This window comes from Curtobacterium sp. VKM Ac-2922, from assembly GCF_022815645.1.
Classification (GTDB): Bacteria; Actinomycetota; Actinomycetes; order Actinomycetales; family Microbacteriaceae; genus Curtobacterium.
The window spans coordinates 244,480-265,455 of the sequence record NZ_JALGRO010000001.1 but is presented as its reverse complement, the minus strand read 5'-3'; the positions used below and the strand labels follow the sequence as shown (position 1 = coordinate 265,455).

Sequence of the window (20,976 nt, the reverse complement as noted above, 5' to 3'; positions counted from 1 at the left end):
CTCCCCCGGAACCCATCCGGGCCCGAGCAACTCGGTGCCAGGCTCTCTGCTGCGGCGACAGTGCCCGCAATGCCGCGCCCGCTCCACCGAGCAGGCCGCCCGCTTCCTGAGCAGGCAGCCCACTCGCACGAGCAGGCAGGTCCGCTCCCCGGAGTGGCCACCGGCCGCGGACACGATCCCGCCCGCGCGCCGATCGAGCGCGCACCACGGCCGGCAACGGCCCGAAAGGTCACGATGACCAACCCCATCGAAGACATCCGCTTCTCCGACCTCGGCGTCCCCGCCCCGATGGTCGACGTCCTCGTCGCCCAGGGCAAGGAGAACGCCTTCCCGATCCAGGCCGACACGCTGCCCGACTCCCTCAAGGGCAAGGACGTGCTCGGTCGCGGCCGCACCGGCTCCGGCAAGACCATCGCCTTCGCGATCCCCCTGGTCGCCCGTCTCGCGGCGAACCCGCAGAAGCGTCGACCGGGCCGCCCCCGCGCCCTGGTCCTCGCCCCGACCCGTGAGCTCGCGACGCAGATCGACGCCGTGCTCGCCCCCCTCGCCAAGGCCATGGGCCTGACCACCACGACGATCTTCGGCGGCGTCTCGCAGGGCCGTCAGGTCGACGCGCTCCGGAGCGGCGTCGACATCGTCGTCGCCTGCCCCGGCCGTCTCGCCGACCTCATGCAGCAGGGCCACGCGCACCTCGACGCGATCGACGTCACCGTCCTCGACGAGGCCGACCACATGGCCGACATGGGCTTCCTGCCCGGCGTGACGAAGATCATGCAGGCCACGCCGGAGCGCGGGCAGCGCATGCTGTTCTCCGCCACGCTCGACAACGGCGTGGACAAGCTCGTCAAGAAGTTCCTGCACAACCCGGTGATGCACTCCGTCGACGACGAGTCCAGCCCCGTCGAGGCGATGACGCACCACGTGTTCGAGGTCGCCGACGCCGACGCGAAGAAGGACCTCGTCCGCACGCTCGCCTCGGGCACCGGTCGTCGCATCCTGTTCATGCGCACGAAGCACCACGCCAAGCGCCTGGCCAAGCAGCTGTCGTCGCAGGGCATCCCCGCCGTCGACCTGCAGGGCAACCTGTCTCAGGGTGCCCGTGAGCGCAACCTCGCCAAGTTCTCCGCCGGCGACGCGCTCGTCCTGGTCGCCACCGACGTCGCCGCCCGCGGTGTGCACGTCGACAACGTCGAGCTCGTCGTGCACGTCGACCCGCCGACCGAGCACAAGGCGTACCTGCACCGCTCGGGCCGCACCGCGCGTGCCGGTTCGTCCGGCGACGTCGTCACCGTCGTCATGCCGGCCGAGCGCCGCGACGTGGCGCAGATGATGCGCAAGGCCGCGATCTCGGTCGCCCCGCAGCAGGTCACCCCGAACTCGGCACCCGTCCTGACGCTGGTCGGCGAGATCGCGCCGATCCGCCACGAGGACCCGGTGGCCGCGCAGCCGCAGCAGCAGCAGCGCCGTCAGCAGTCCGGCTCGTCCGACGCCGCTGGTGCGCGCGGTCGCGGTCGTGGCCGTGGTGGCCGCACCGGAGGCTCCACCGCAGCTGCGCAGACCGGCTCGGCCCCCAGCGGCTCGGGTGCAGGGCGTCGCGGCGGTCGTGCCGCCGAGGCCGCCGGCGCGGGTCGCGGTCGTGCCGCTGACACCGCCGGTGCCGGTGGGCAGCGCCGTTCCAGTGGCAGCCGTCGGGCATCGAGTGACACCGTCCGCGGTGGCTCGGCTCCGGTCTGGTCCTCGGACAACGGTTACGCCCCCGGGCGCAGCGCGTCGAGCGAGTCCGGCGGCAACCGTCGCCAGGGTGGCTCCCGCCGCGCGTCGCGTCCCGCAGGCTCCGGGCGCTGATCCCTCGCAGGCAGTGTCGAGGCAACCTTGACGCTGCCTGCGAAGCTCGGCCCACCCAGGGGTACGTTCTGATCCACCGGAGGACGCGCGAGCGTCGCCGGTGGATTTGTCCGTTGACGGAAGGAGCCCGCGTATGGCTGGCATCGATGACATCAAGAACGCTGCCGAGAAGGCAGCCGGCAAGGCCAAGGAAGCTCTCGGCAACGTGACGGACAACGACCGTCTCAAGGCCGAAGGCCAGACCGACCAGGCGAAGGCCTCGGCCAAGCAGGGTGCGACCGACGTCAAGGACGCCGCGCACGGCGTGGCCGACAGCTTCAAGGACGACAAGTAAGACCAAGCCCGGTCGTCACGACCGCGCTGCGAAGCCCCGGGTCCGGATGGACACGGGGGCTTCGTCGTGCGCGGGCTGGTGCCAGCCCGATCAGCGCGGCGCGCTCCGGTTTACAGCAGGGCGCCGACCGAGGCGAGCCCCGCGCGCATCAGTGCGCCGCGACCGCCTTCCATCTCGTCGGAGACCGCGACCGAGGCGGCTTCCATCGGCGTCATCCACGTGAGCTCGAGGGCGTCCTGTCGCGGTTCGCACGTGCCGGTGACCGGGACGACGTACGCCAGGGAGATCGCGTGCTGGCGCTCGTCGGTGTAAACCGAGGCCCCGGGCAGCGGGAAGTACTCGGCGACGGTGAACGGCGCCGGGTTCGAGGGCAGCTGCGGGAACGCCATCGGCCCCAGGTCCTTCTCGAGGTGGCGGAACAGCGCGGTGCGGATCGACTCGCCGAACATCACCCGCCCGGACACCAGCGTGCGCGCGATCGACCCGCTGGGAGCGACGCGCAGCAGGACGCCGACCTCGGTCACGACGCCGAGCCCGTCGGTGCGGACCGGGATGGCCTCGACGTAGCAGATCGGCAGACGGCGACGGACCGAGGCGAGTTCCTCGTCGGACAGCCAGCCGGAGTCGGGATCGGGGTCGGGGGTGCGCGTCGAGGCCATGCACCGTGTCTACCAGCCGGTGCGGCGAGTTCGGCGCGCCGCGCGCGGGCTGTGGATGGCTAGCGTTGTCCACATGATCGATGCGGACATCGTCCAGTGGACCCGCCCGGAGCCGGAACGCGCCGGGACACCCCTGCTCGTCGCCCTGCACGGGGTGGGGTCGAACGAACGGGATCTGCTCGGACTGGCACCCGCGCTGCCGCCCGCGTGGACGGTCGCGGCACTCCGTGCACCGATGGAGTGGGGGCCCGGGTTCAGCTGGTACCCGCTCGGCACGCCCGGGTCGCCGGAGCTCGCGCCCGTGGACACCGCGGCGCAGGGGGTCCTCGACTGGGTCGACCGAGTCGCACCGGAGCACTCGCGGATCGGGCTGCTCGGATTCTCGCAGGGCGGGTCGATGGCGCTGCAGCTGCTGCGTGCGCGGCCGTCGGGCTTCGCGTTCGCGGTGTCGCTCTCCGGCTTCGTGGTGCCGGGAGTGGACGACTCACGCGACGAGGCCGTCGCCGCGGTGCGTCCTCGCGTGTTCCTGGGCCACGGTGACGCCGATCCGGTCATCCCCGCCGAGGCCACGGCGCGGACGAGCGCCTGGGCAGCGGCGCACACCGCCGTGACGGACCGCACCTACGCCGGCCTGCCGCACGCCGTGTCCGCAGCCGAGCTGGCGGACGTCGCCGCGTTCATCGGCGACTGACTGCAGACAGGAGGCCCGGTGCCCGCGGGCCCCGGGCCTCCCGTCGGTCTGTCCGCCCGTCCGCCGGTTCCGTGCGCCAAAGCGACAGAGCGGCCCCGGATGTCCGCGGAGATCTGTCGCTTTCGCGTTCTGGTCGGCAGGCGGGTCGGTCGTCAGTCGGCGAGGATCTGCAGGAGGTCCTTGCGGAGCTGGTCGACCTTGGCCGCAGCGGCCTTCGTCTGCTCGTCGGTCGCCGACGTGCGGTACATGTGCAGCACGCCCATCGTCTTCCGGAGGGACTCCATGAACTCGCGCTGGCCGTCCGGGATGCCGGGCGTGGACTCCCACGCCGCGGCGATCTCGTCCGCCTTGGCCTGGGCCTCGGCCGTGCCGGCGTCGGTGAGCTCGAAGAGCGTCTTGCGACCGTCGCCCGTCGAGACGACGAGGTCCTCGTCGACGAGCTGCTGGAGCGTCGGGTAGACCGAGCCGGGGCTCGGCTTCCACGCGCCGCCGGTGCGCTCGGCGATCGTCTTGATGATCGCGTAGCCGTTCTGCGGGCCCTCGGCCAGCAGGCCGAGGATCGCCAGGCGGACGTCGCCGCGGCGACGGCGTTCCCGGCCGAAGCCGGGGCCGCCGGGGCCCCCGAAGCCCGGGCCGAAGCCCATGCCGGGGCCGAAGCCGCCGCGTCCGCCGAAGCCGGGTGCGTGGTGGTGGCGCGGACCGCCGAAGCGGAGGCCGCGCTGACCGCGGTGTCCGCGGTCGTGGGAGTCGTGGTGCTGTTCGTTCGAGTCGTCAGTCATGGGGCGCATGATGACTCCTTCCTGGGTTCGTGTCTGAAGTGAGCTCGCGATCAGTTCCGGATGTTCTGGTCCCTGTCGCGATGCGTCAACGATAGATCGGTAACTATCGTTCTGTCAACCCTGGTCCTCGTTGGGTTCCCTGTCGGGGGTGACGGGCAGGATGGGCTGACCATGACGGACGTCCTCGAGCGCTTCTCCCCGGCCACCGCCGCGTGGTTCCGGGGCGCGTTCTCGGCGCCGACACCCGCGCAGACCGGCGCGTGGGACGCGATCTCGACCGGGCGTCATGCCCTGGTCGTCGCCCCCACCGGATCCGGCAAGACGCTGGCCTCGTTCCTGTGGTCCATCGACCGGCTGATCAGTTCGACGGACCACCCACCAACCAAGCAGCGCACCCGCGTGCTGTACGTCTCGCCGCTCAAGGCCCTGGGTGTGGACGTCGAGCGGAACCTGCGCAGCCCGCTCGTCGGCATCACCCAGACAGCGCGGCGACTCGGGCTCGAACCCCCCGACGTCACGGTCGGTGTCCGCAGCGGCGACACCCCGTCGTCCGACCGCCAGAAGCTGCTGCGGCTGCCGCCGGACATCCTCATCACGACGCCCGAGTCGCTGTACCTGATGCTGACGTCCAAGGCGCGCGAGACCCTGGTGAACGTCGACACGGTCATCATCGACGAGGTCCACGCCGTCGCTGCGACCAAGCGTGGCGCGCACCTGGCCGTGTCACTCGAGCGGCTGGACGACCTGCTCGACGAGCCCGTACAGCGGATCGGCCTGTCGGCGACGGTCCGGCCGGCCGAAGAAGTCGCGCGGTTCCTGGGCGGGCGCGCCCCGGTCGAGATCATCGCACCGCCGGCGCAGAAGACCTTCGACCTGCGGGTCGTCGTGCCCGTCGACGACATGTCCGAACTCGGAGCACCACCGGTCGGGGCCGACGCCTCCGACGCTCCGACGAACGGCTCGATCTGGCCCCATGTCGAGGAACGCGTGGTCGACCTGATCGAGGAGCACCGCTCGACCATCGTGTTCGCCAACTCCCGGCGACTGGCCGAGCGGCTGACCGCACGGCTCAACGAGATCCACGAGGAACGCGTGACCGCCGCCGCTGGCGACGGCATGCTCGTACCGGCCGGGGCCTCGCCGGGTGACGTCGGACTGCCGAGCGGACGCGGGCAGTCCCCGGCACGGACGTCGGCGCACGCCCCGGTCCCGCAGCCGACGCGCCCGCCGGCCGAGGTCATCGGCGCCTCGGGACAGACCGCGGGTGCACTCCCCGTGCTCGCGCGCGCCCACCACGGCTCGGTGTCCAAGGACCAGCGCGCCATCATCGAGGACGACCTGAAGTCCGGGCGCCTTCGCTGCGTGGTCGCGACCAGTTCGCTCGAGCTCGGCATCGACATGGGCGAGGTCGACCTGGTGATCCAGGTCGAGTCCCCGCCGTCGGTCGCCAGCGGCCTGCAGCGCGTCGGTCGTGCCGGACACCAGGTCGGCGAGATCTCGCGCGGCGTGCTGTTCCCGAAGCACCGCGCCGACCTCGTGCACAGCGCCGTCACCGTCGAGCGGATGGTCGCGGGCGAGATCGAGTCGATCTCCGTGCCGGCGAACCCCCTCGACGTCCTGGCGCAGCACACCGTCGCAGCCGGTGCCGTCGACACCCTCGACGTCGAGCACTGGTTCGAGCTCGTCCGGCGCAGCGCGCCGTTCAGCGGTCTGCCGCGGTCGGCGTTCGAAGCGACACTCGACCTGATCACCGGGCGCTACCCCAGTGACGAGTTCGCCGAGCTGCGGCCGCGCCTGGTCTGGGACCGGGTGCACGACACGCTCACCGGACGCCCGGGGGCCCAGCGGCTCGCGGTCACCAGCGGTGGGACGATCCCCGACCGCGGCATGTTCGGCGTCTTCATGGTCGGCGAACGGGCGTCGCGGGTCGGCGAGCTCGACGAGGAGATGGTCTACGAGTCCCGCGTCGGTGACGTCTTCGCGCTCGGTGCCACCAGCTGGCGCATCGAGGAGATCACGCACGACCGGGTCATCGTCAGTCCCGCGTTCGGGCAGCCTGGCCGGGTGCCGTTCTGGAAGGGCGACGGCCTCGGCCGACCGGCAGAGCTCGGGCGTGCCACGGGTGCCTTCATCCGCGAGGTCGAGGGCGCCTCGGACGCCGACGCCCGGGCGCGCGTGGCGGCGGGTGGTCTGGACGAACGAGCGATCACGAACCTGCTGATGTTCCTGCGCGAGCAGCGGTCCACCACCGGGCACGTGCCGAACGACACCACGCTCGTGGTCGAGCGCTTCCGCGACGAACTCGGCGACTGGCGGCTCATCCTGCACTCGCCGTACGGCATGCAGGTCCACGCGCCGTGGGCCCTGGCGGTCGCGGCACGCCTGCGCGAGCGGCACGGCATCGACGGCGACGCGATGGCCGCCGACGACGGGATCGTCGTGCGGATCCCGGAGACCGACGCCGAGCCTCCCGGCGCCGACCTGTTCGTGTTCGAGCGCGACGACCTCGAGGCCCTGGTGACCGACGAGGTGGGCGGCTCGGCGCTGTTCGCCGCCCGGTTCCGCGAGTGTGCCGCCCGCGCGCTCCTGCTGCCCCGCCGCGACCCGGGCCGACGCTCCCCGCTCTGGCAGCAGCGCCAGCGGGCGTCCCAGCTGCTCGAGGTCGCGCAGAAGTACCCGACGTTCCCGATCGTCCTCGAGACCGTGCGCGAAGTCCTGCAGGACGTGTACGACGTCCCCGCGCTGCTCGGCATCGCGGACGAGATCGCCCGACGGCACATCCGCCTGGTCGAGACCGAGACCGAGCAGCCGTCACCGTTCGCCCGGTCGCTGCTGTTCGGGTACGTCGCCGCGTTCATGTACGAGGGGGACTCCCCGCTCGCCGAGCGCCGTGCCGCCGCACTGTCGCTCGACTCGACGCTGCTCGGCGAACTGCTCGGGCGGGCCGAGCTGCGCGAACTGCTCGACCCCGCCGTCATCGCCTCGACCGAACAGGACCTGCAGCGGCTGTCGCCCGACCGGCGCGCGCGGGACACCGAGGGACTCGTCGACGTGTTGCGCCTGGTCGGCGCCCTCGACCTCGACGAGGCCGTCGACCGCAGCTGGCTGGCTGACGCGTCCGACCGGGCGGCCGCACGCGAGACGGTCCGGACGACGCTCGAGTCGCTCGAGCGCGATCGCCGCGTGTTGTCGTTCTCGCACGCAGGCACGACGCGGTACGCCGTCATCGAGGATGCGGCCCGACTCCGCGACGCCCTGGGGGTGCCGTTGCCGATCGGCGTCCCCACGGCGTTCATCGAACCCGTCGCCGATCCCCTGGGCGACCTGGTGGGCCGGTACGCCCGCTCGCACGGGCCCTTCGCCGCGCAGGAAGCCGCCTCGCGCCTGGGGCTCGGCATCGCCGTCGTGCAGGACACCCTGCGCCGCCTGGCCGCCGACCGCCGTCTGGTCGAGGGCGAGTTCCGGCCCGACCGGCAGGGTGCCGAGTGGTGCGACGCCGAAGTGCTCCGTCGCATCCGCACCCGGTCGCTCGCGGCCCTGCGGCACGAGGTCGAACCCGTCTCGACGGACACCCTCGCCCGGTTCCTGCCCGCCTGGCAACACGTCCGTGTGCCCGGCACGCGCGGTGGGCTGCGCGGGATCGACGGGGTGCTGCAGGTGATCGACCAGCTCGCCGGCGTCGCGCTGCCCGCGAGTGCCTGGGAGTCACTCGTGCTGCCCGCGCGCGTGTCCGACTACGCCCCGAGCATGCTCGACGAGCTCACCGCCACCGGCGAGGTCCTGTGGTCCGGCGGCGGCACGCTGCCCGGCAACGACGGCTGGGTCCGGTTGCACCTGGCGGACACGGCGGCCACCACGCTCGCCGAGCCGTCGGGCGAGGACACGACCGAGCTGCAGCGTGACGTGCTCGGTGCGCTGGCGGGCGGCGGCGCGTACTTCTTCCGGCAGCTCGGCCAGGCCGTGGGCAGCACCGACGACAACGCGCTGACGACCGCGCTGTGGGACCTGGTGTGGGGCGGGCAGATCACGAACGACACCTTCGCGCCGCTCCGGGCGATGCTGGGCGGCCGGGCGAAGAGCACCACCGCGCCACGCACCCGCGCGTACCGCGGCCGACGGCGCCCGACGCTGCCCACCCAGGCCGGGCCGCCGAACGTCGGTGGACGCTGGTCGTTGCTCCCGCTGGCCGAGGCGGACGGCACCGTGCGCGCGGCAGCGACGGCCGAGCAGCTGTTGGAACGGTACGGCGTGGTGACCCGCGGGGCCGTGCAGGTCGAGGGCGTCCGCGGCGGGTTCGCCGGGGTCTACCGTGTGCTCGCACGGTTCGAGGAGTCGGGCCGCGCCCGCCGCGGGTACTTCATCGAGGGACTCGGTGCTGCGCAGTTCGCGACGAGCCCGACGATCGACCGGCTGCGCACGTACGCCCGCGACCTGGACGACGACGAACGGGCGAACCCCGACCGGGTGCGCGAGGTCCTGACGCTGGCCGCCACCGACCCGGCGAACCCGTACGGGGCGTCGTTGCCGTGGCCGACCGACGCGGCGGCCGACGGGGACGCGGCTCCCGACACCGCGGGGGCTGCTGCTGCGGGCACTCCGACAGCCAGCACCGCTGCCGGCGCTGCGTCCGCCGGGTCCGCGGGCGCCGGGTCCGCGGGCGCCGGGTCTGCCGGCAAGGGCCGTGGACACCGTCCCGGACGCAAGGCCGGGGCACTGGTCGTGCTCATCGACGGCGAGCTCGGCGTCTACGTCGAACGCGGTGGCAAGTCCGTCCTGACCTTCACCGACGACCCGGCCGACCTCACCGCGGCCGCCACCTCGATCGCCGCCACGGTGCGCAGCGGCCTGGGCAAGCTCTCGGTGGAACGCGTGGACGGGGTGTTCGTGCTCGAGTCCCCGCTCGGCGATGCCCTGCGCGCCGCCGGGTTCGCGGCGACACCGCAGGGGGTGCGCCTGCGTGCCTGAGGGCGACACCGTCTTCCGGGCAGCGCACCGGTTGCACACCGCACTGGCCGGCAAGGTCCTGACGCGCAGCGACTTCCGGGTGCCCGCGTTCGCCACGCTCGACCTGGTCGGACGCACCGTGGACGAGGTCGTGCCCCGCGGCAAGCACATCCTGCACCGCATCGGCGACCTGACCGTGCACTCCCACCTGAAGATGGAGGGCCGGTGGGACGTCTACGCGCCGGGTGACCGCTGGCGACGTCCCGCGCACCAGGCCCGGGCCGTGCTGGACGCCGCGGACGTGTCGACGGTCGGCTTCACCCTCGGCGTGCTCGAGGTCGTGCCCCGGGCAGACGAGGGCGACATCGTCGGGTACCTCGGCCCCGACCTGCTCGGCCCGGACTGGGACCCCGCACTCGCGCTCGCCAACCTGACCGCCGACCCGCTACGACCGGTCGGGCTCGCGCTGCTCGACCAACGCGTCCTGGCTGGCCTCGGCAACGTCTACCGGAACGAGCTCTGCTTCCTGCGGGGCGTGCTGCCCACCCGACCGGTCAGGCAGGTCGAGGACCCGGCGCGGATGATCACCCTCGCCCACCGACTGATCCTGACGAACCGCGACCGGAGCGCCCGCGTGACGACGGGGGTGGACCGGCCGGGGTCGCGCTTCTGGGTCTACAACCGGCGCGGCAGGCCGTGCCTGCGCTGCCGGACGCCGATCCGGTACGGCGAACTCGGCGAGTCCGACCTGACCCTGCGCGACACGTACTGGTGTCCGCGCTGCCAGACCTGACGCGTCCGCGCCCGTGGCTGCGCGGTGCGAGGTTCGCGACCGGTGCGAGGTTGGTTGTCGCGTGCGGGGCAACAGGGCGGCACGGGGCAATCGACCTCGCACAGGCCGGGGGAAGCCCAGTGCCCGGCGTCAGACCGTGGCTGCGCGGGCCGCGAGCGGGCGACGGCGCAACTCGGGCCGCAGCACCGCCGGCGGGGCGTACTGCTGGTCGAGTCGTCCGACGTCGGTGCCCGGCGGGACGATCGCGTCGATGCGGTCCAGGACCTCGTCGGACAGCACCACGTCGGCTCCGGCGAGCAGGTCGTCGAGCTGCTCCATCGACCGTGGACCGATGAGGGCACTGGTGACCCCTGGGTGGGCGGTCGCGAACGCCAGCGCCAGGTGCGTCATCGGGATGCCGGTCTCCTCGGACAGGGCGACGACCTGCTCGACGGCGTCGATGCGGCGTTCGTCCTGGTTGTGCTGGAACATGCCGACCCGGGCCAGGTCGCTCGGTTGCCCGCGACGGAACCGACCGGTCAGCATGCCGCCCGCCAGCGGACTCCACACCAGGGTTCCCATGCCGTAGCGCTGGGCGACCGGCAGGACCTCGCGTTCGATGCCACGGTTGAGGATCGAGTAGGTCGGCTGCTCGGTGCGGAACCGCTCCAGACCGCGGCGTTCCGACGTCCACTGCGCTTCCACCTGCATCGACGCCGGGAAGTCCGACGTGCCGATCGCCCGGACCTTGCCGCTGCGGACCAGGTCGGTCAGGGCGGACAGTGTCTCCTCGAGGTCGACGGTGTCGTCCGGCCGGTGCGCCTGGTACAGGTCGATGTGGTCCGTCTGCAGGCGACGGAGCGAGTCCTCCACCGCGCGCATGATCCAGCGGCGGGAGTTCCCGCGCTGGTTCGGGTCATCGCCCATCGGGCCGTTGAACTTGGTGGCCAGGACCACGTCGTCACGGCGACCCTGGAGCGCCGTGCCGAGCAGGGCCTCCGACCCGCCCTGCGAGTACCGGTCGGCCGTGTCGATGAGGTTGATGCCGGCGTCGAGGGCACGGTGGACGATGCGGATCGAGTCCTGCTCGTCACCGTTGCCGATGCGGCCGTCGGTGCCGAGCATCATGGCGCCGAGCGCGATGGGGCTGACCTGGATTCCGGTCCGGCCGAGGGTGCGGTACTGCATGGTGCCTCCTGTCGTTGGCGTCCCGATCCGCGGTGCCGTATGGTGGACCGAAGCGGAACGCTCTTCCAGAACTTTACGGAATGGCTTTCCGTTTCCGCAACCCCGATCTGGAGGACTCGTGCGCGCTGATGCCCGTCGCAACCTCGATGCCCTGGTCGATGCCGCACGCCAGGTCTTCGCGGACGACGGCGTCGATGCGCCCGCGAAACGGATCGCCGACCGGGCGGGAGTCGGCGTCGGCACCCTCTACCGGCACTTCCCCCAGCGATCCGACCTGGTCGTCGCCGTGTTCCACCAGGCGGTCGAGGCATGCGCCGATGCCGCCCCCGAACTCAGCGCTGCGCACGCCCCGGACGAGGCACTCGCGCTGTGGCTCCAGCGGTTCACGGAGTTCGTCGCGACGAAGCGCGGGCTCGCGGCAGCGCTGCAGTCCGGCGACCCGGCGTTCGAAGGGCTGCACCCGTACCTGATGGAACGGCTCGGCGGCGCACTGACGGGCTTGCTCGACGCGGCGTCGGCAGCCGGAACCGTGCAGAACGACCTCGATGCGCCGCAGCTGCTGCGCGCGGTGGCCGACCTGTGCCACGGGGCACCGACGGTCGAGCAGAGCCAGCACCTGGTCGGCCTGCTGGTCGACGGACTGCGGTGGCGCGCGAGCGCCTGACGACGGCCACGGCCACGGCGACGACGACGGCGACGGCGACGGCGACGGCGACGGCGACGGTCGCACAACTGCCCAGGCCGTCAGCCCGCCTGGTGCAGCCGCTCCCGCGCGGTGGTCCGGACAGCGTCGGTCACGCGTTCGAGCAACGGTGACGCCAGGTTCCAGCGCTGCCACCAGAGCGCCACGTCCGCCCGCCGGCCCGGGGTCAGTTCCACCAGGGTGCCGTCGCCGAGCCCTGCGAGACACTGCGCCTCGGGCAACAGGCCCCACCCGAACCCGAGCGTGACGGCTCGGGCGAAGTCGGCCGACGTCGGGACGAAGTGCCGCGGCGCGCGCGGGGCATGGCCCACCACCCGCCGGAGGAACCCCTGCTGCAGGTCGTCGTCGTGGTCGTAGTCGACGAGCGGCACCCGGTCCAGGCGCTGCACCATCCGCCGCTCGGTGTCCGCATCGGCCAGGTACCGGTCGACGAAGGCGGGTGATGCCACCGCGCGGTACCGGTCGACGCCCAGCAGCACCGACGAACACCCCTGCACGGGATCGGACTCGGCGGTCACCGCGGCCATCACCGTGCCGGAGCGCAGGAGCTCGGCGGTGCGGTCCTGGTCTTCGCGGTGCAGGTCGAAGACGACCTCGGTGTCGGCCCGGACGAGCGCCAGGGCATCGAGGAACCAGGTCCCGAGCGAGTCCGCGTTGACCGCGAGCGGGATCGACGGGACGGTGTCGCTCCCCGACTCGCCCTCGCCGAGCAACCGCGCGGTCTCGTCGTCGAGCAGACGCACCTGCCGCGCATGGCGAAGGACGACCGCGCCGTCCGCGGTCGGCGCGATCGGGGTCGTCCGCTGCAGCAGGACCCGCCCGACCTGCAGTTCCATCGCCTTCACCCGCTGGGACACCGCCGACGGCGTGATCGACAGGGCCCGGGCCGCGGCGTCGAACGTACCGAGGTCGACGGCAGCCACCAGGGTCTCGAGGTGTTCGCGCTGCAGGCGGAGCATGAGCTGAGCTTACGGTGCAACAGGAACGTGAGCTGTACTGCATCAGTGCGGCGTCGTACGGTCAGATCGTGAACGCGCTGCTCCCCCTACTGTCCGGCCTCGGCACGGGCCTGGCCCTGATCGTGGCGATCGGCGTGCAGAACACGTACCTGCTCCGCCTGGCGGTCAGCGCCCGGGTGCGGATCGTCGCCGCCGCGGTGCTCGTGTGTGCCGTGTCGGACGCCGTGCTCATCGTGGCCGGCGTGCTCGGTGTCGGGGCCGTGGTCGAGCGCTTCCCGGTGGCGCTCGTCGTCATCCGGTTCGTCGGCGCGGCGTTCCTGCTGACGTACGGCGTGCTGGCTGCCCGGCGAGCGCTGCGCCCGTCGGGCGAGGCGATCCGGGTCGCCGTCGAGGACGACGGGGTCGCCGACGTCGCACCCCCGGCCGGACATCGCGCCCCGATGCCTGCGGGCGCGACGTCCGTGGCGGGGTGCGGTCCCGACAAGACGGCGACGACGAGCGCGGCAGCGCCCACCGCGCACGCGTCCGCCAGCGCGGCCGCGCCCACCGCGCACGCGTCCGCCACCGCGCACGCAGCCGAGCCCGCGCGGTCGACGGTCACCGGGCCTCCCGTCCGGACCGCCCCGGCCATGCGCGCCGCGGTGCTGACCATGCTCGTCTTCACGTGGGCGAACCCGCACGTGTACCTGGACACGCTGGTGTTCCTGGGCTCGGTCGCGAACCAGCAGGGCATCGACGACCGCTGGTGGTGGACCGCCGGCGCCGTCGCCGCGAGCTGCCTGTGGTTCAGCGCCGTGGGGTTCGGCGGCCGGCTGCTGCGACCGCTCTTCGCCAGACCGGTGACCTGGCGGGTGTTCGACGCGTGCGTCGCCGTGGTGATGCTCGCCTTCGGCGTCCTGCTGGTCGTCGGCGCCTGACCGGCCGCCGCCCGCACGACGGAAAACAGCTCGAACCACCGCGACCGGTTGTTCGAGCTGCTTTCCGTTGCGCGAGGACTCGCACCTACCGCATCGACTGCCCGACCCGGCTGTTGCGGCGGCTGTAGCCGAAGTAGATCGCGAACCCGATGACGAGCCAGATGACGAAGCGCACCCAGGTCTCGACCTCGAGGTTGAGCATCAGCCAGAAGCACAGCACCGCCGACAGGATCGGGATCACGGGCGACCACGGCACACGGAACGAGCGCGGCGCGTCCGGGCGGGTCCGACGGAGCACGATGATGCCGATCGACACGAGCACGAAGGCGGAGAGCGTGCCGATGTTGATCAGGCCCTCGAGCTTCTCGACCGGCGTGAACCCGGCGAGCACCGCCACCACGATCCCGGCGATGAGCTGCACCCGGACGGGCGTCTGCGTCTTCGGGTTCGTGACCGAGAACCAGCGGGGCAGCAGCCCGTCGCGGCTCATCGAGAACACGATGCGGGACAGGCCGAGCAGCAGCACCATGACCACCGTGGTCAGGCCGATGAGCGACCCGATCGCGATGATGCCCGCGGCCCACGGCAGTCCGACGATGTCGAAGGCCGACGCCAGGGACGGTGCCTCTTCTTGTGCGAGCTGCTTGTACGACACCATGCCCGTGATGACGATGCTCACGCCGACGTACAGCAGCGTGACGATGCCCAGTCCGATGAAGATGCCGCGGGGCAGGGTCTTCTGCGGGTTCTCGGTCTCCTCGGCACTGGTGGCGACGACGTCGAAGCCGATGAACGCGAAGAACACCAGCGAGGCGGCGGCGAGCAGCCCGAAGACGCCGTACTGCGCGGGCTCGGACCCGGTCGCGAAGGACACGAGCGACTGGGTCCAGACGCTGCCCTCGGCACCCTTCGCGGGCTCGGCGGCGGGGATGAACGGCGTGAAGTTCGCGGCCTTGACGAAGAAGGCGCCGACCACGATGACGAACAGGACGATCGCGACCTTGATCACCGTGATCACGGCGGAGACCCGCGACGACAGGCGGGTGCCGAACGCGAGCAGCGCCGTGAAGACGCCGACGATGAGCACCGGGCCCCAGGTGAAGCCGACCGGGCCGATCGCGATGGTGCTGGGCAGCGTGATGCCGAACACGTCGAACGCGGTGCTGAGGTAGATCCCCCAGTACTTCGCGATCACGGCGCTGGCCGTCAGGGTCTCGAGGATCAGGTCCCACCCGACGATCCAGGCGAGCAGCTCGCCCATCGTGGCGTAGGTGAACGTGTACGCCGACCCGGCGACGGGGATCGTCGAGGCGAACTCGGCGTAGCACATGATCGCCAGGCCGCACGTGACCGCGGCGAGCAGGAACGACACGATGACGCCGGGGCCCGCGAAGTTCGCGGCGGCGTTCGCGCCGACCGAGAAGATGCCGGCACCGACCGCGACCGCGATGCCCATCGCGGCGATGTCGAAGGTCTTCAGCGACCGTTTGAGCGAGCGACCCTGCTCGTCGGCGTCGGCGAGCGAGGCCTCGATGGACTTCGTGCGGAGCTTCGTTGCCATGGGGTGGATCCCGTCATCGGCTGGCGGTGGACCACGGAAGGGTACTGGTGTACCACCGTGTCACGCAACGCGTCCACCCGGACGGTGGTTCCGCGGCGGAAGCGGCAGGAACGGAACGGGAACCGGACGGGAGGCCCGGTGCCTGCACGACGAGTGGCCCCCGGCCCGGCAGGTGGCCGGCTCGCCCGCGTCGGCTGAGCGGTGCCGGCAGAGCTGCGGCCGGCTCAGCTGCGCCCGGCGCGCCAGTCCGCCAGGAACCGTGCGCCCGCCTCGTCGTGGATGACGCCCTCGGGGGCGGTGCACACCGGGTACGGCGTCTCGGGGACCCCGTCGGCCGGCCGGACGTCGACGTGCGCGACCTGGTGCCCGTTCGCGTGCAGCCAGTCGGCCATCGCGTAGTCGCTGCGGGAGTCGCCCATCGTGCGCCACGCAACGGGGAGCTCGCCGTCCTGGGCCAGCAGCTCGAGGGACCGCTCGGCCCCCAGGTCCTTGCCGCTGCGGTCGGACTCGACGTCGGTCGAGATGATCGTCGGGTCGATGCGCCACTGCACCGCACCGTCGGCGTCGGGGCGGACGTCGTCGAGCCGGCGGACACCCAGACCGCGGCGCTCGAGGGCCGCCATCGCGAGCGCGTCGAACCCCGGCTGGCGCTCGAGGTACGTGGCGTTCGGCACCTCGACGCGCTGCTCGATCGACACCATCGCCCGCTTGGTCTCGTCGAAGAACACCAGGTCGGCGTAGTCGGTCCGGACGAGCTCGCGCATCTCGTCGGCGTAGTCGCGGGGCAGGGCGAGGTCCTCGGCGACGGTCAGGTCGCCCATGCCGTCGGGGTACTGCGGGCCGATCGAGCACCACACGGCGCCCTTCTCACACACGGCGTGGACCCGCCCGCCCGCAGCCAGGCCACCGGCCAGCAGCGGCCCGACCACCTGTTCGCGGATGAAGGCGTCGCTCCGTCCGGTGTTGAAGACGACGGGGATGCCCTCGGCGGCGAGCGCCACCAGGTCGGCGACGATGCTGGGGATCGCGATGGTGCGCGAGACGGGGCTGGCGATGGGGCCGTCGACGTCCAGCAGGAGTCCGAGTCGGGGTGCGGTCACGGTGCCATCCTCTCGCACCCCGGGCCGGACCCGGCGCGGCAGCCCCGAACCCGAGGGTCCCTGCGGGTCAGTGCTGCGCGGTCCGTGCCCGGTCGAGCAGGCTCGCCAGCACCTCGGCATCGGGCACGTGGGCCTGCCCGGGCACCGTGACGTGCACCGAACCCGGGATCGCCTCGACCGCAGCGCGTGACGCGGGGGCCATCCAGTCCGGCGACTCGGTGCCCGACGCCACCAGCACGGGGACCCCGACCGAGGCCAGCACCCGCTCGGGGATGGCCAGGCCGTTGAGCATCCGGACGTCGCGCGGCAGCACGTGCGCGTCGGCCAGCAGCGTGCGCCACAGGCCGGACTTCAGCCGCAGGCCCGCGATCTGCCCCATCGGCATGCCGATCACCTGGGCGAGGTAGGCGCGGAGGGCAGCACCACGACGGCCGGCGGCGACGTGTTCGTCGAGGACGTCGGCAAAAACGACGTCCTCGGCATGCGGGTCGACACTGGCGCGGTACGGCGGTTCCCACAGCACGGCGCCGTCGACGGGGGCACCCGCGGCGATGCCGTGCAGGACCACCCCGACGCCCACGCAGATGCCGATCGTGGTGACGGGCGCGTCGGCGCTCTCGACCACGGCACGGAAGTCGTCCGACTCGCGCTCGATCGCCCACGTGTCACTGTCACCGCTGGCGCCGCGGCCCCGTCGGTCGTACGTGATGACCCGGTGGTCCGCCGCGAGCAGGTCCACGAGCCGGTCGACGTACGGGGTGCCGCGGTGGTGGAAGGCCCCGCCGACGATGACGACCGCTGGACCCGCACCCGCTTCGGACACGGCAAGGACGGTGCCGTCGGCGGAGACGACCGTTCGGTCGACTGGAGCGGTCATGGGGTCCTTCAGGATGGATACGTCCGCGGTGCATCGAGCCCTGGGGGCCGGACCGCGCGGTCGTCGGTTGTGACGAGTGTGACAGGCCACACCTGGGACGTCTCCCCCCGGTTCCAGGGGCAGACACAGCGTGCGGTCAGCGGACGCCCTGCTCAGACGAGGGTGTCCGACTGGACCGACTCGTGTTCGAGCAGCGAGCGCTTGACGTCGAGCCCCCATGCGAACCCGCCGAGCGACCCGTCGGAGCGCAGCACGCGGTGGCACGGGACGAAGAGCGCCGGAGCGTTCCGGGCGCACACGCTCGCTGCTGCCCGGACGGCGTCGGGGCGCCCCATCGCCGCCGCGAGCTCGGTGTACGTCAGCGTCGAGCCGGCGGGGATCTGCCGGAGCTGCCGCCACCCGGCTTCGAACAACTCGGTGCCGACCTGCCGGACCGGCACCTGCATGGCGTGCTCGATCTCGCCCGCGTAGAACGCGTCGACGGCGTCGGCCGAGGTGACCGTCCCCTCGGTGATGGTGACCGGTCGGTGCCGGGCGGGGATGCGCGCGACGACCCGGTCGAACGAGTCGGTCCAGCCCGAGGCGAGGACCCGGCCCTGGTCGTCCTCGAGCACGGTGAACGACCCGTCGGGGGTCTGGAGTGTGGAGATCACGGCGTCGGTCATGGGGTGTCCTTCCGGGTGGTCGAGTGGGCAGCGCGAGCAGCGGCGGTGGCGCGGTCGACGATCGGCCGCCAGCAGTGCATCGTGAGGTAGCTCCGCCAGGGGGCCACCTGCTCCGACCATAGGGAGAGCTCGCGCGCGGTTCCGGGCAGGCCGAGTTCCTGTGCACCGTTGCGCACGGCCAGGTCGCTGTGGAGGAAGACGTCGGGATGGTGCCGCACGCGGAGCGCGACGTAGTCGGCCGTCCACGGCCCGATCCCCTTGACGGCGAGCAACCCGGCGCGCAGCTCGTCGAGCGACTGCCCGCCGTGCACGACGAGCGATCCGTCGGCCAGTGCGGCCGCCACGCGCAGGATGGTGTCGACGCGGGCCGCGGGTCCTCGCAGCACCGTGGCGCCGTCCGCCGCGATGCGGTCGGCGGACGGGAACAGCAGGCCGTCCGGTGCGATCGATGGGGGCACCGGGACGCCGAGCGCCGCGACCAGGCGGGTCTGTGCCGTGCGGGCCGCCGCGACCGAGACCTGCTGCCCGATCAGGGTGCGGAACACGACCTCGTGCGCGTCGACCGCCCCCGGTAGCCGGATGCCGGGCACCCGCGCCACCGCCGGCGCGAGGACCGGGACACCACCCAGGACGGTGTCGACCGCCACGGGGTCGGCATCGAGATCGAACAGGGACCGCACCCGCGCCACCAGGGTCGGCAGGTCGCTGAGGTCCGTGACCCGGACGACCAGGTCGATCCCGGAGCCCCGGCCGGCCCGGTCGGGGACCGCAGCCGATGCGCGGAACCAGCCCGGGCCTCCTGGCAGGTCGACCAGCCGCGCGTACGCGGTGACCACACCGTCGTCACCGACCTGTACCTGCTCGAGCCCCGGCAGTGCGTGCAGCGCGTGCCAGTCGAGCAGCCCCTGCGCGTCGAACGGCGGACGGGCTGGCAGGTGCACGTGCAGGCCTCCGTCGAGCGTCGGAGCGATGCGACGGCGCGCGCGGAGCTCGGTCGGCGTGACCGCGAAGACCTCGCGCACCGTGTCGTTGAACTGGCGGACGCTCGCGAACCCGGCCGCGAAGGCGACGTCGGCGATCGGCAGGTCCGACGACGTCAGCAGGGTCCGCGCGGTCTGCGCCCGGTGCGCACGGCTGAGGGCCTTGGGTCCGGCGCCGAGTTCCTCGGTGAGGATCCGGCCGAGGTGTCGCTCCGAGTAGCCGACGCGCGCCGCCAGCCCCGAGACGCCTTCGCGTTCGACCACGCCGTCGAGGACCAGGCGCATGGCGCGTCCCGCCACGTCCTCGCGCAGGTCCCACTCCGGGCTGCCGGGCGTCGCCTCGGGCAGGCAGCGCTTGCACGCGCGGTACCCGGCCAGGTGCGCGGCGGCGCTGGTGCGGTAGAAGGTGACCCCGCTGGACCGGGGCGTGCGGGCCGGGCAGCTCGGTCGGCAGTAGATGCCCGTGGAGTGCACGGCCGTGACGAACTGCCCGTCGAACCGCGCGTCGCGCGAGGCGGCGATGCGGTGTCGTTCGTCGTGCAGTGCGTCGGTCATGCCGTCAGCCTGACACGCGCCACCGTCATCGACTGGCGGGAATCGGACACGGCAGGACGGGGATGCCCGGGCACACCGGACGGGAGGCTCGACTACCGTCGAGCGCATGGGTGCAGCTGACGACGTGGTCGCGTCCACGGCCCTCACGCACGTCACCCGGGTCGAGGTCGCCCTGCTCCTGGTCTCCCGCCGCCACCGCTACGAGGGCCGTCCCGCCGACGGACCACTGCCGGCGGACGAGGACGAACTGCGCGAGGGCATCGAGCTGCGCGCCGGGCTCGGGATCGTGGGCGACCGGTACTTCGCGGCGCGCGCCCACGTGCACGCGTCGGTGACCGTGATCGGACTCGAGCCGCTCGAGGACCTCGGCCGGGCCCTCGGTGTCACGGTCGACCCCGTCGCGACCCGGCGCAACGTGTTCCTGCGCGGCGTCGACGTCGAGGCGCTGCGTGGCGAGCCGTTCTCGCTCGACACCGGGTCCGGCCCCGTCGGGTTCCGCGGCTACCGGGCGGCGAACCCGTGCGCGTGGATGGACCACGAGATCGCACCGGGGGCGTTCCGGGGGATGCGCGGCCGGGGCGGGGTGCGGTGCGACCCCGAGACCGACGGGGTGCTCACCCTCGGCCCGGCGGTGCTCCGCACGGCCCACCCCGTGCCGGTCAGCCGCGGATGCGGAACGCGGATCCCTCGACCGTGACCTCGACACCGTCGTACCCGTGCACCCGGGGGATCCCGACCGTGGCGTCCGACTCGAGCGCCCCTACGACGACGGTGGTCGCACCCGATGCGCGAGCGGACTCGACACCCGCGGGGGCGTCCTCGAACGCCAGGCACCGGTCGGCGCTGAGCCCGAGCAGCTCGGCGCCGCGCAGGTAACCCTCGGGGTGCGGCTTGCCCTGCCCGGTGTCCTCGGACGTCACGACGACCTGGGGCACCGGCACCCCGGCGGCACGCATCCGGTTCAGTGCCAGGTCGCGCGGCGCACTCGTGACGAGGGCGACCGGCACCCCGGCGTCGACCAGGCGTCGCACGAAGGCCGCGGCCCCGGGGACCTCGACGATGCCGCGGGTGTTCTCGACCTCGTCCGCGACGAGCGCCTCGGCGACCCGTCGCTGTTCGGCGGGCGGCAGGTCGGGCAGGAAGTGCCGGATCGTGTCGATGGTCTGACGGCCGTGCGAGAAGGCGAGGATCGTCCGCGGGTCGATGTCGTGCGCGGCGCCGAACCGGCCCCACGCGCCCTCGACCACCGATGTCGAGTCGACGAGCGTGCCGTCCATGTCGAACAGGACCCCGGACGCCACGATGTCGATCACGCGCCCGACCCTACCGGGCACACTCACGGCGCATTGCACCCACCCGCGGACATCGCGCCCGCGGACACCGGGGCGCGATGGCCGCACCGGGGTGCGAAGCACACCACGGCGCAGCACAGCACGGCGCAGCACAG

General features: G+C 72.6%; 18 protein-coding genes. 8 read left to right on the top strand and 10 right to left on the bottom strand.

All coding sequences use genetic code 11. The features are described from left to right. The first annotated feature begins 234 nt into the window (after positions 1 to 234). Positions 235 to 1,845 carry a DEAD/DEAH box helicase gene (locus tag MT346_RS01220; RefSeq protein WP_243560917.1) on the top strand — a complete coding sequence of 537 codons (1,611 nt, stop codon included), beginning with the start codon at positions 235 to 237 and terminating at the stop codon, positions 1,843 to 1,845. A 133-nt stretch (positions 1,846 to 1,978) separates the two neighbouring features. Further along, positions 1,979 to 2,179 (top strand): CsbD family protein, encoded by a 201-nt coding sequence (locus tag MT346_RS01215; protein ID WP_243560915.1) that lies wholly within the window; start codon positions 1,979 to 1,981, stop codon positions 2,177 to 2,179. Positions 2,180 to 2,289: 110 nt separating this feature from the next. On the opposite strand, the gene MT346_RS01210 is transcribed toward MT346_RS01215, so the two are convergent. Then, positions 2,290 to 2,838 carry an NUDIX hydrolase family protein gene (locus MT346_RS01210; protein WP_243560913.1) on the bottom strand — a complete coding sequence of 183 codons (549 nt, stop codon included), beginning with the start codon at positions 2,836 to 2,838 and terminating at the stop codon, positions 2,290 to 2,292. A gap of 73 nt (positions 2,839 to 2,911) precedes the next feature. Between MT346_RS01210 and MT346_RS01205 the strand changes: the two genes are divergently transcribed. Next, positions 2,912 to 3,529, top strand: coding sequence for an alpha/beta hydrolase (locus MT346_RS01205; RefSeq protein ID WP_243560911.1), 618 nt, complete (start codon positions 2,912 to 2,914; stop codon positions 3,527 to 3,529). 152 nt (positions 3,530 to 3,681) lie between these two features. Here the strand turns inward: MT346_RS01205 and MT346_RS01200 are convergent, their stop codons facing one another. Beyond that, a complete protein-coding gene (locus MT346_RS01200; RefSeq protein WP_243560909.1) occupies positions 3,682 to 4,308 on the bottom strand; it encodes a PadR family transcriptional regulator in 627 nt (208 codons plus the stop codon). A 171-nt stretch (positions 4,309 to 4,479) separates the two neighbouring features. Here MT346_RS01200 and MT346_RS01195 point away from each other — a divergent pair, with 171 nt between their 5' ends. Further along, entirely contained in the window at positions 4,480 to 9,273 is a 4,794-nt protein-coding gene (locus MT346_RS01195; RefSeq protein WP_243560907.1) for an ATP-dependent helicase, read from the top strand. Then, positions 9,266 to 10,045: a DNA-formamidopyrimidine glycosylase family protein gene (locus MT346_RS01190; RefSeq protein ID WP_243560905.1), complete on the top strand. Its 780-nt coding sequence runs from the start codon at positions 9,266 to 9,268 to the stop codon at positions 10,043 to 10,045. The genes MT346_RS01195 and MT346_RS01190 overlap by 8 nt, the downstream gene beginning before the upstream one ends. 129 nt (positions 10,046 to 10,174) lie before the next feature. Here MT346_RS01190 and MT346_RS01185 read toward each other — a convergent pair whose 3' ends face one another. Beyond that, a complete protein-coding gene (locus MT346_RS01185) occupies positions 10,175 to 11,212 on the bottom strand; it encodes an aldo/keto reductase (protein ID WP_243560903.1) in 1,038 nt (345 codons plus the stop codon). Between the two features lie 118 nt (positions 11,213 to 11,330). Here MT346_RS01185 and MT346_RS01180 point away from each other — a divergent pair, with 118 nt between their 5' ends. Then, positions 11,331 to 11,876, top strand: coding sequence for a TetR/AcrR family transcriptional regulator (locus MT346_RS01180; RefSeq protein WP_243560901.1), 546 nt, complete (start codon positions 11,331 to 11,333; stop codon positions 11,874 to 11,876). An 80-nt stretch (positions 11,877 to 11,956) separates the two neighbouring features. On the opposite strand, the gene MT346_RS01175 is transcribed toward MT346_RS01180, so the two are convergent. Further along, the gene (locus MT346_RS01175) at positions 11,957 to 12,874 is read right to left on the bottom strand and encodes a LysR family transcriptional regulator ArgP (protein ID WP_243560899.1); all 918 of its coding nucleotides are present in this window, start codon (positions 12,872 to 12,874) and stop codon (positions 11,957 to 11,959) included. A gap of 68 nt (positions 12,875 to 12,942) precedes the next feature. Between MT346_RS01175 and MT346_RS01170 the strand changes: the two genes are divergently transcribed. Next, entirely contained in the window at positions 12,943 to 13,791 is an 849-nt protein-coding gene (locus MT346_RS01170) for a LysE family transporter (protein ID WP_243560897.1), read from the top strand. Positions 13,792 to 13,876: 85 nt separating this feature from the next. On the opposite strand, the gene MT346_RS01165 is transcribed toward MT346_RS01170, so the two are convergent. From MT346_RS01165 to MT346_RS01145, 5 genes are all read right to left on the bottom strand, one after another. Beyond that, entirely contained in the window at positions 13,877 to 15,352 is a 1,476-nt protein-coding gene (locus MT346_RS01165; protein ID WP_243560896.1) for an APC family permease, read from the bottom strand. A gap of 224 nt (positions 15,353 to 15,576) precedes the next feature. Beyond that, positions 15,577 to 16,452 carry a hypothetical protein gene (locus MT346_RS01160; RefSeq protein WP_243560894.1) on the bottom strand — a complete coding sequence of 292 codons (876 nt, stop codon included), beginning with the start codon at positions 16,450 to 16,452 and terminating at the stop codon, positions 15,577 to 15,579. Between the two features lie 67 nt (positions 16,453 to 16,519). Continuing rightward, positions 16,520 to 17,329, bottom strand: a complete 810-nt coding sequence (locus tag MT346_RS01155) for an alpha/beta fold hydrolase (protein WP_243560892.1) — start codon at positions 17,327 to 17,329, stop codon at positions 16,520 to 16,522. 152 nt (positions 17,330 to 17,481) lie between these two features. Continuing rightward, positions 17,482 to 17,994: a methylated-DNA--[protein]-cysteine S-methyltransferase gene (locus tag MT346_RS01150; RefSeq protein ID WP_243560890.1), complete on the bottom strand. Its 513-nt coding sequence runs from the start codon at positions 17,992 to 17,994 to the stop codon at positions 17,482 to 17,484. Next, positions 17,991 to 19,529, bottom strand: a complete 1,539-nt coding sequence (locus MT346_RS01145; protein ID WP_243560888.1) for an AlkA N-terminal domain-containing protein — start codon at positions 19,527 to 19,529, stop codon at positions 17,991 to 17,993. Before MT346_RS01145 ends, MT346_RS01150 begins: the two co-directional genes overlap by 4 nt. 106 nt (positions 19,530 to 19,635) lie before the next feature. On the opposite strand from MT346_RS01145, the gene MT346_RS01140 reads away from it, so the two are divergent. After that, positions 19,636 to 20,226, top strand: coding sequence for a molybdenum cofactor biosysynthesis protein (locus tag MT346_RS01140; RefSeq protein ID WP_243560887.1), 591 nt, complete (start codon positions 19,636 to 19,638; stop codon positions 20,224 to 20,226). Here the strand turns inward: MT346_RS01140 and MT346_RS01135 are convergent. Next, positions 20,189 to 20,842: an HAD-IA family hydrolase gene (locus MT346_RS01135; protein ID WP_243560885.1), complete on the bottom strand. Its 654-nt coding sequence runs from the start codon at positions 20,840 to 20,842 to the stop codon at positions 20,189 to 20,191. The genes MT346_RS01140 and MT346_RS01135 overlap by 38 nt on opposite strands. Between the last annotated feature and the right edge of the window lie 134 nt (positions 20,843 to 20,976).

Coding starts and splice junctions, on each gene's coding strand:
- MT346_RS01220 (WP_243560917.1), top strand. CDS start 235: ATGACCAACCCCATCGAAGACATCCGCTTCTCCGACCTCGGCGTCCCC.
- MT346_RS01215 (WP_243560915.1), top strand. CDS start 1,979: ATGGCTGGCATCGATGACATCAAGAACGCTGCCGAGAAGGCAGCCGGC.
- MT346_RS01210 (WP_243560913.1), bottom strand. CDS start 2,838: ATGGCCTCGACGCGCACCCCCGACCCCGATCCCGACTCCGGCTGGCTG.
- MT346_RS01205 (WP_243560911.1), top strand. CDS start 2,912: ATGATCGATGCGGACATCGTCCAGTGGACCCGCCCGGAGCCGGAACGC.
- MT346_RS01200 (WP_243560909.1), bottom strand. CDS start 4,308: ATGACTGACGACTCGAACGAACAGCACCACGACTCCCACGACCGCGGA.
- MT346_RS01195 (WP_243560907.1), top strand. CDS start 4,480: ATGACGGACGTCCTCGAGCGCTTCTCCCCGGCCACCGCCGCGTGGTTC.
- MT346_RS01185 (WP_243560903.1), bottom strand. CDS start 11,212: ATGCAGTACCGCACCCTCGGCCGGACCGGAATCCAGGTCAGCCCCATC.
- MT346_RS01175 (WP_243560899.1), bottom strand. CDS start 12,874: ATGCTCCGCCTGCAGCGCGAACACCTCGAGACCCTGGTGGCTGCCGTC.
- MT346_RS01165 (WP_243560896.1), bottom strand. CDS start 15,352: ATGGCAACGAAGCTCCGCACGAAGTCCATCGAGGCCTCGCTCGCCGAC.
- MT346_RS01155 (WP_243560892.1), bottom strand. CDS start 17,329: ATGACCGCTCCAGTCGACCGAACGGTCGTCTCCGCCGACGGCACCGTC.
- MT346_RS01150 (WP_243560890.1), bottom strand. CDS start 17,994: ATGACCGACGCCGTGATCTCCACACTCCAGACCCCCGACGGGTCGTTC.
- MT346_RS01145 (WP_243560888.1), bottom strand. CDS start 19,529: ATGACCGACGCACTGCACGACGAACGACACCGCATCGCCGCCTCGCGC.
- MT346_RS01140 (WP_243560887.1), top strand. CDS start 19,636: ATGGGTGCAGCTGACGACGTGGTCGCGTCCACGGCCCTCACGCACGTC.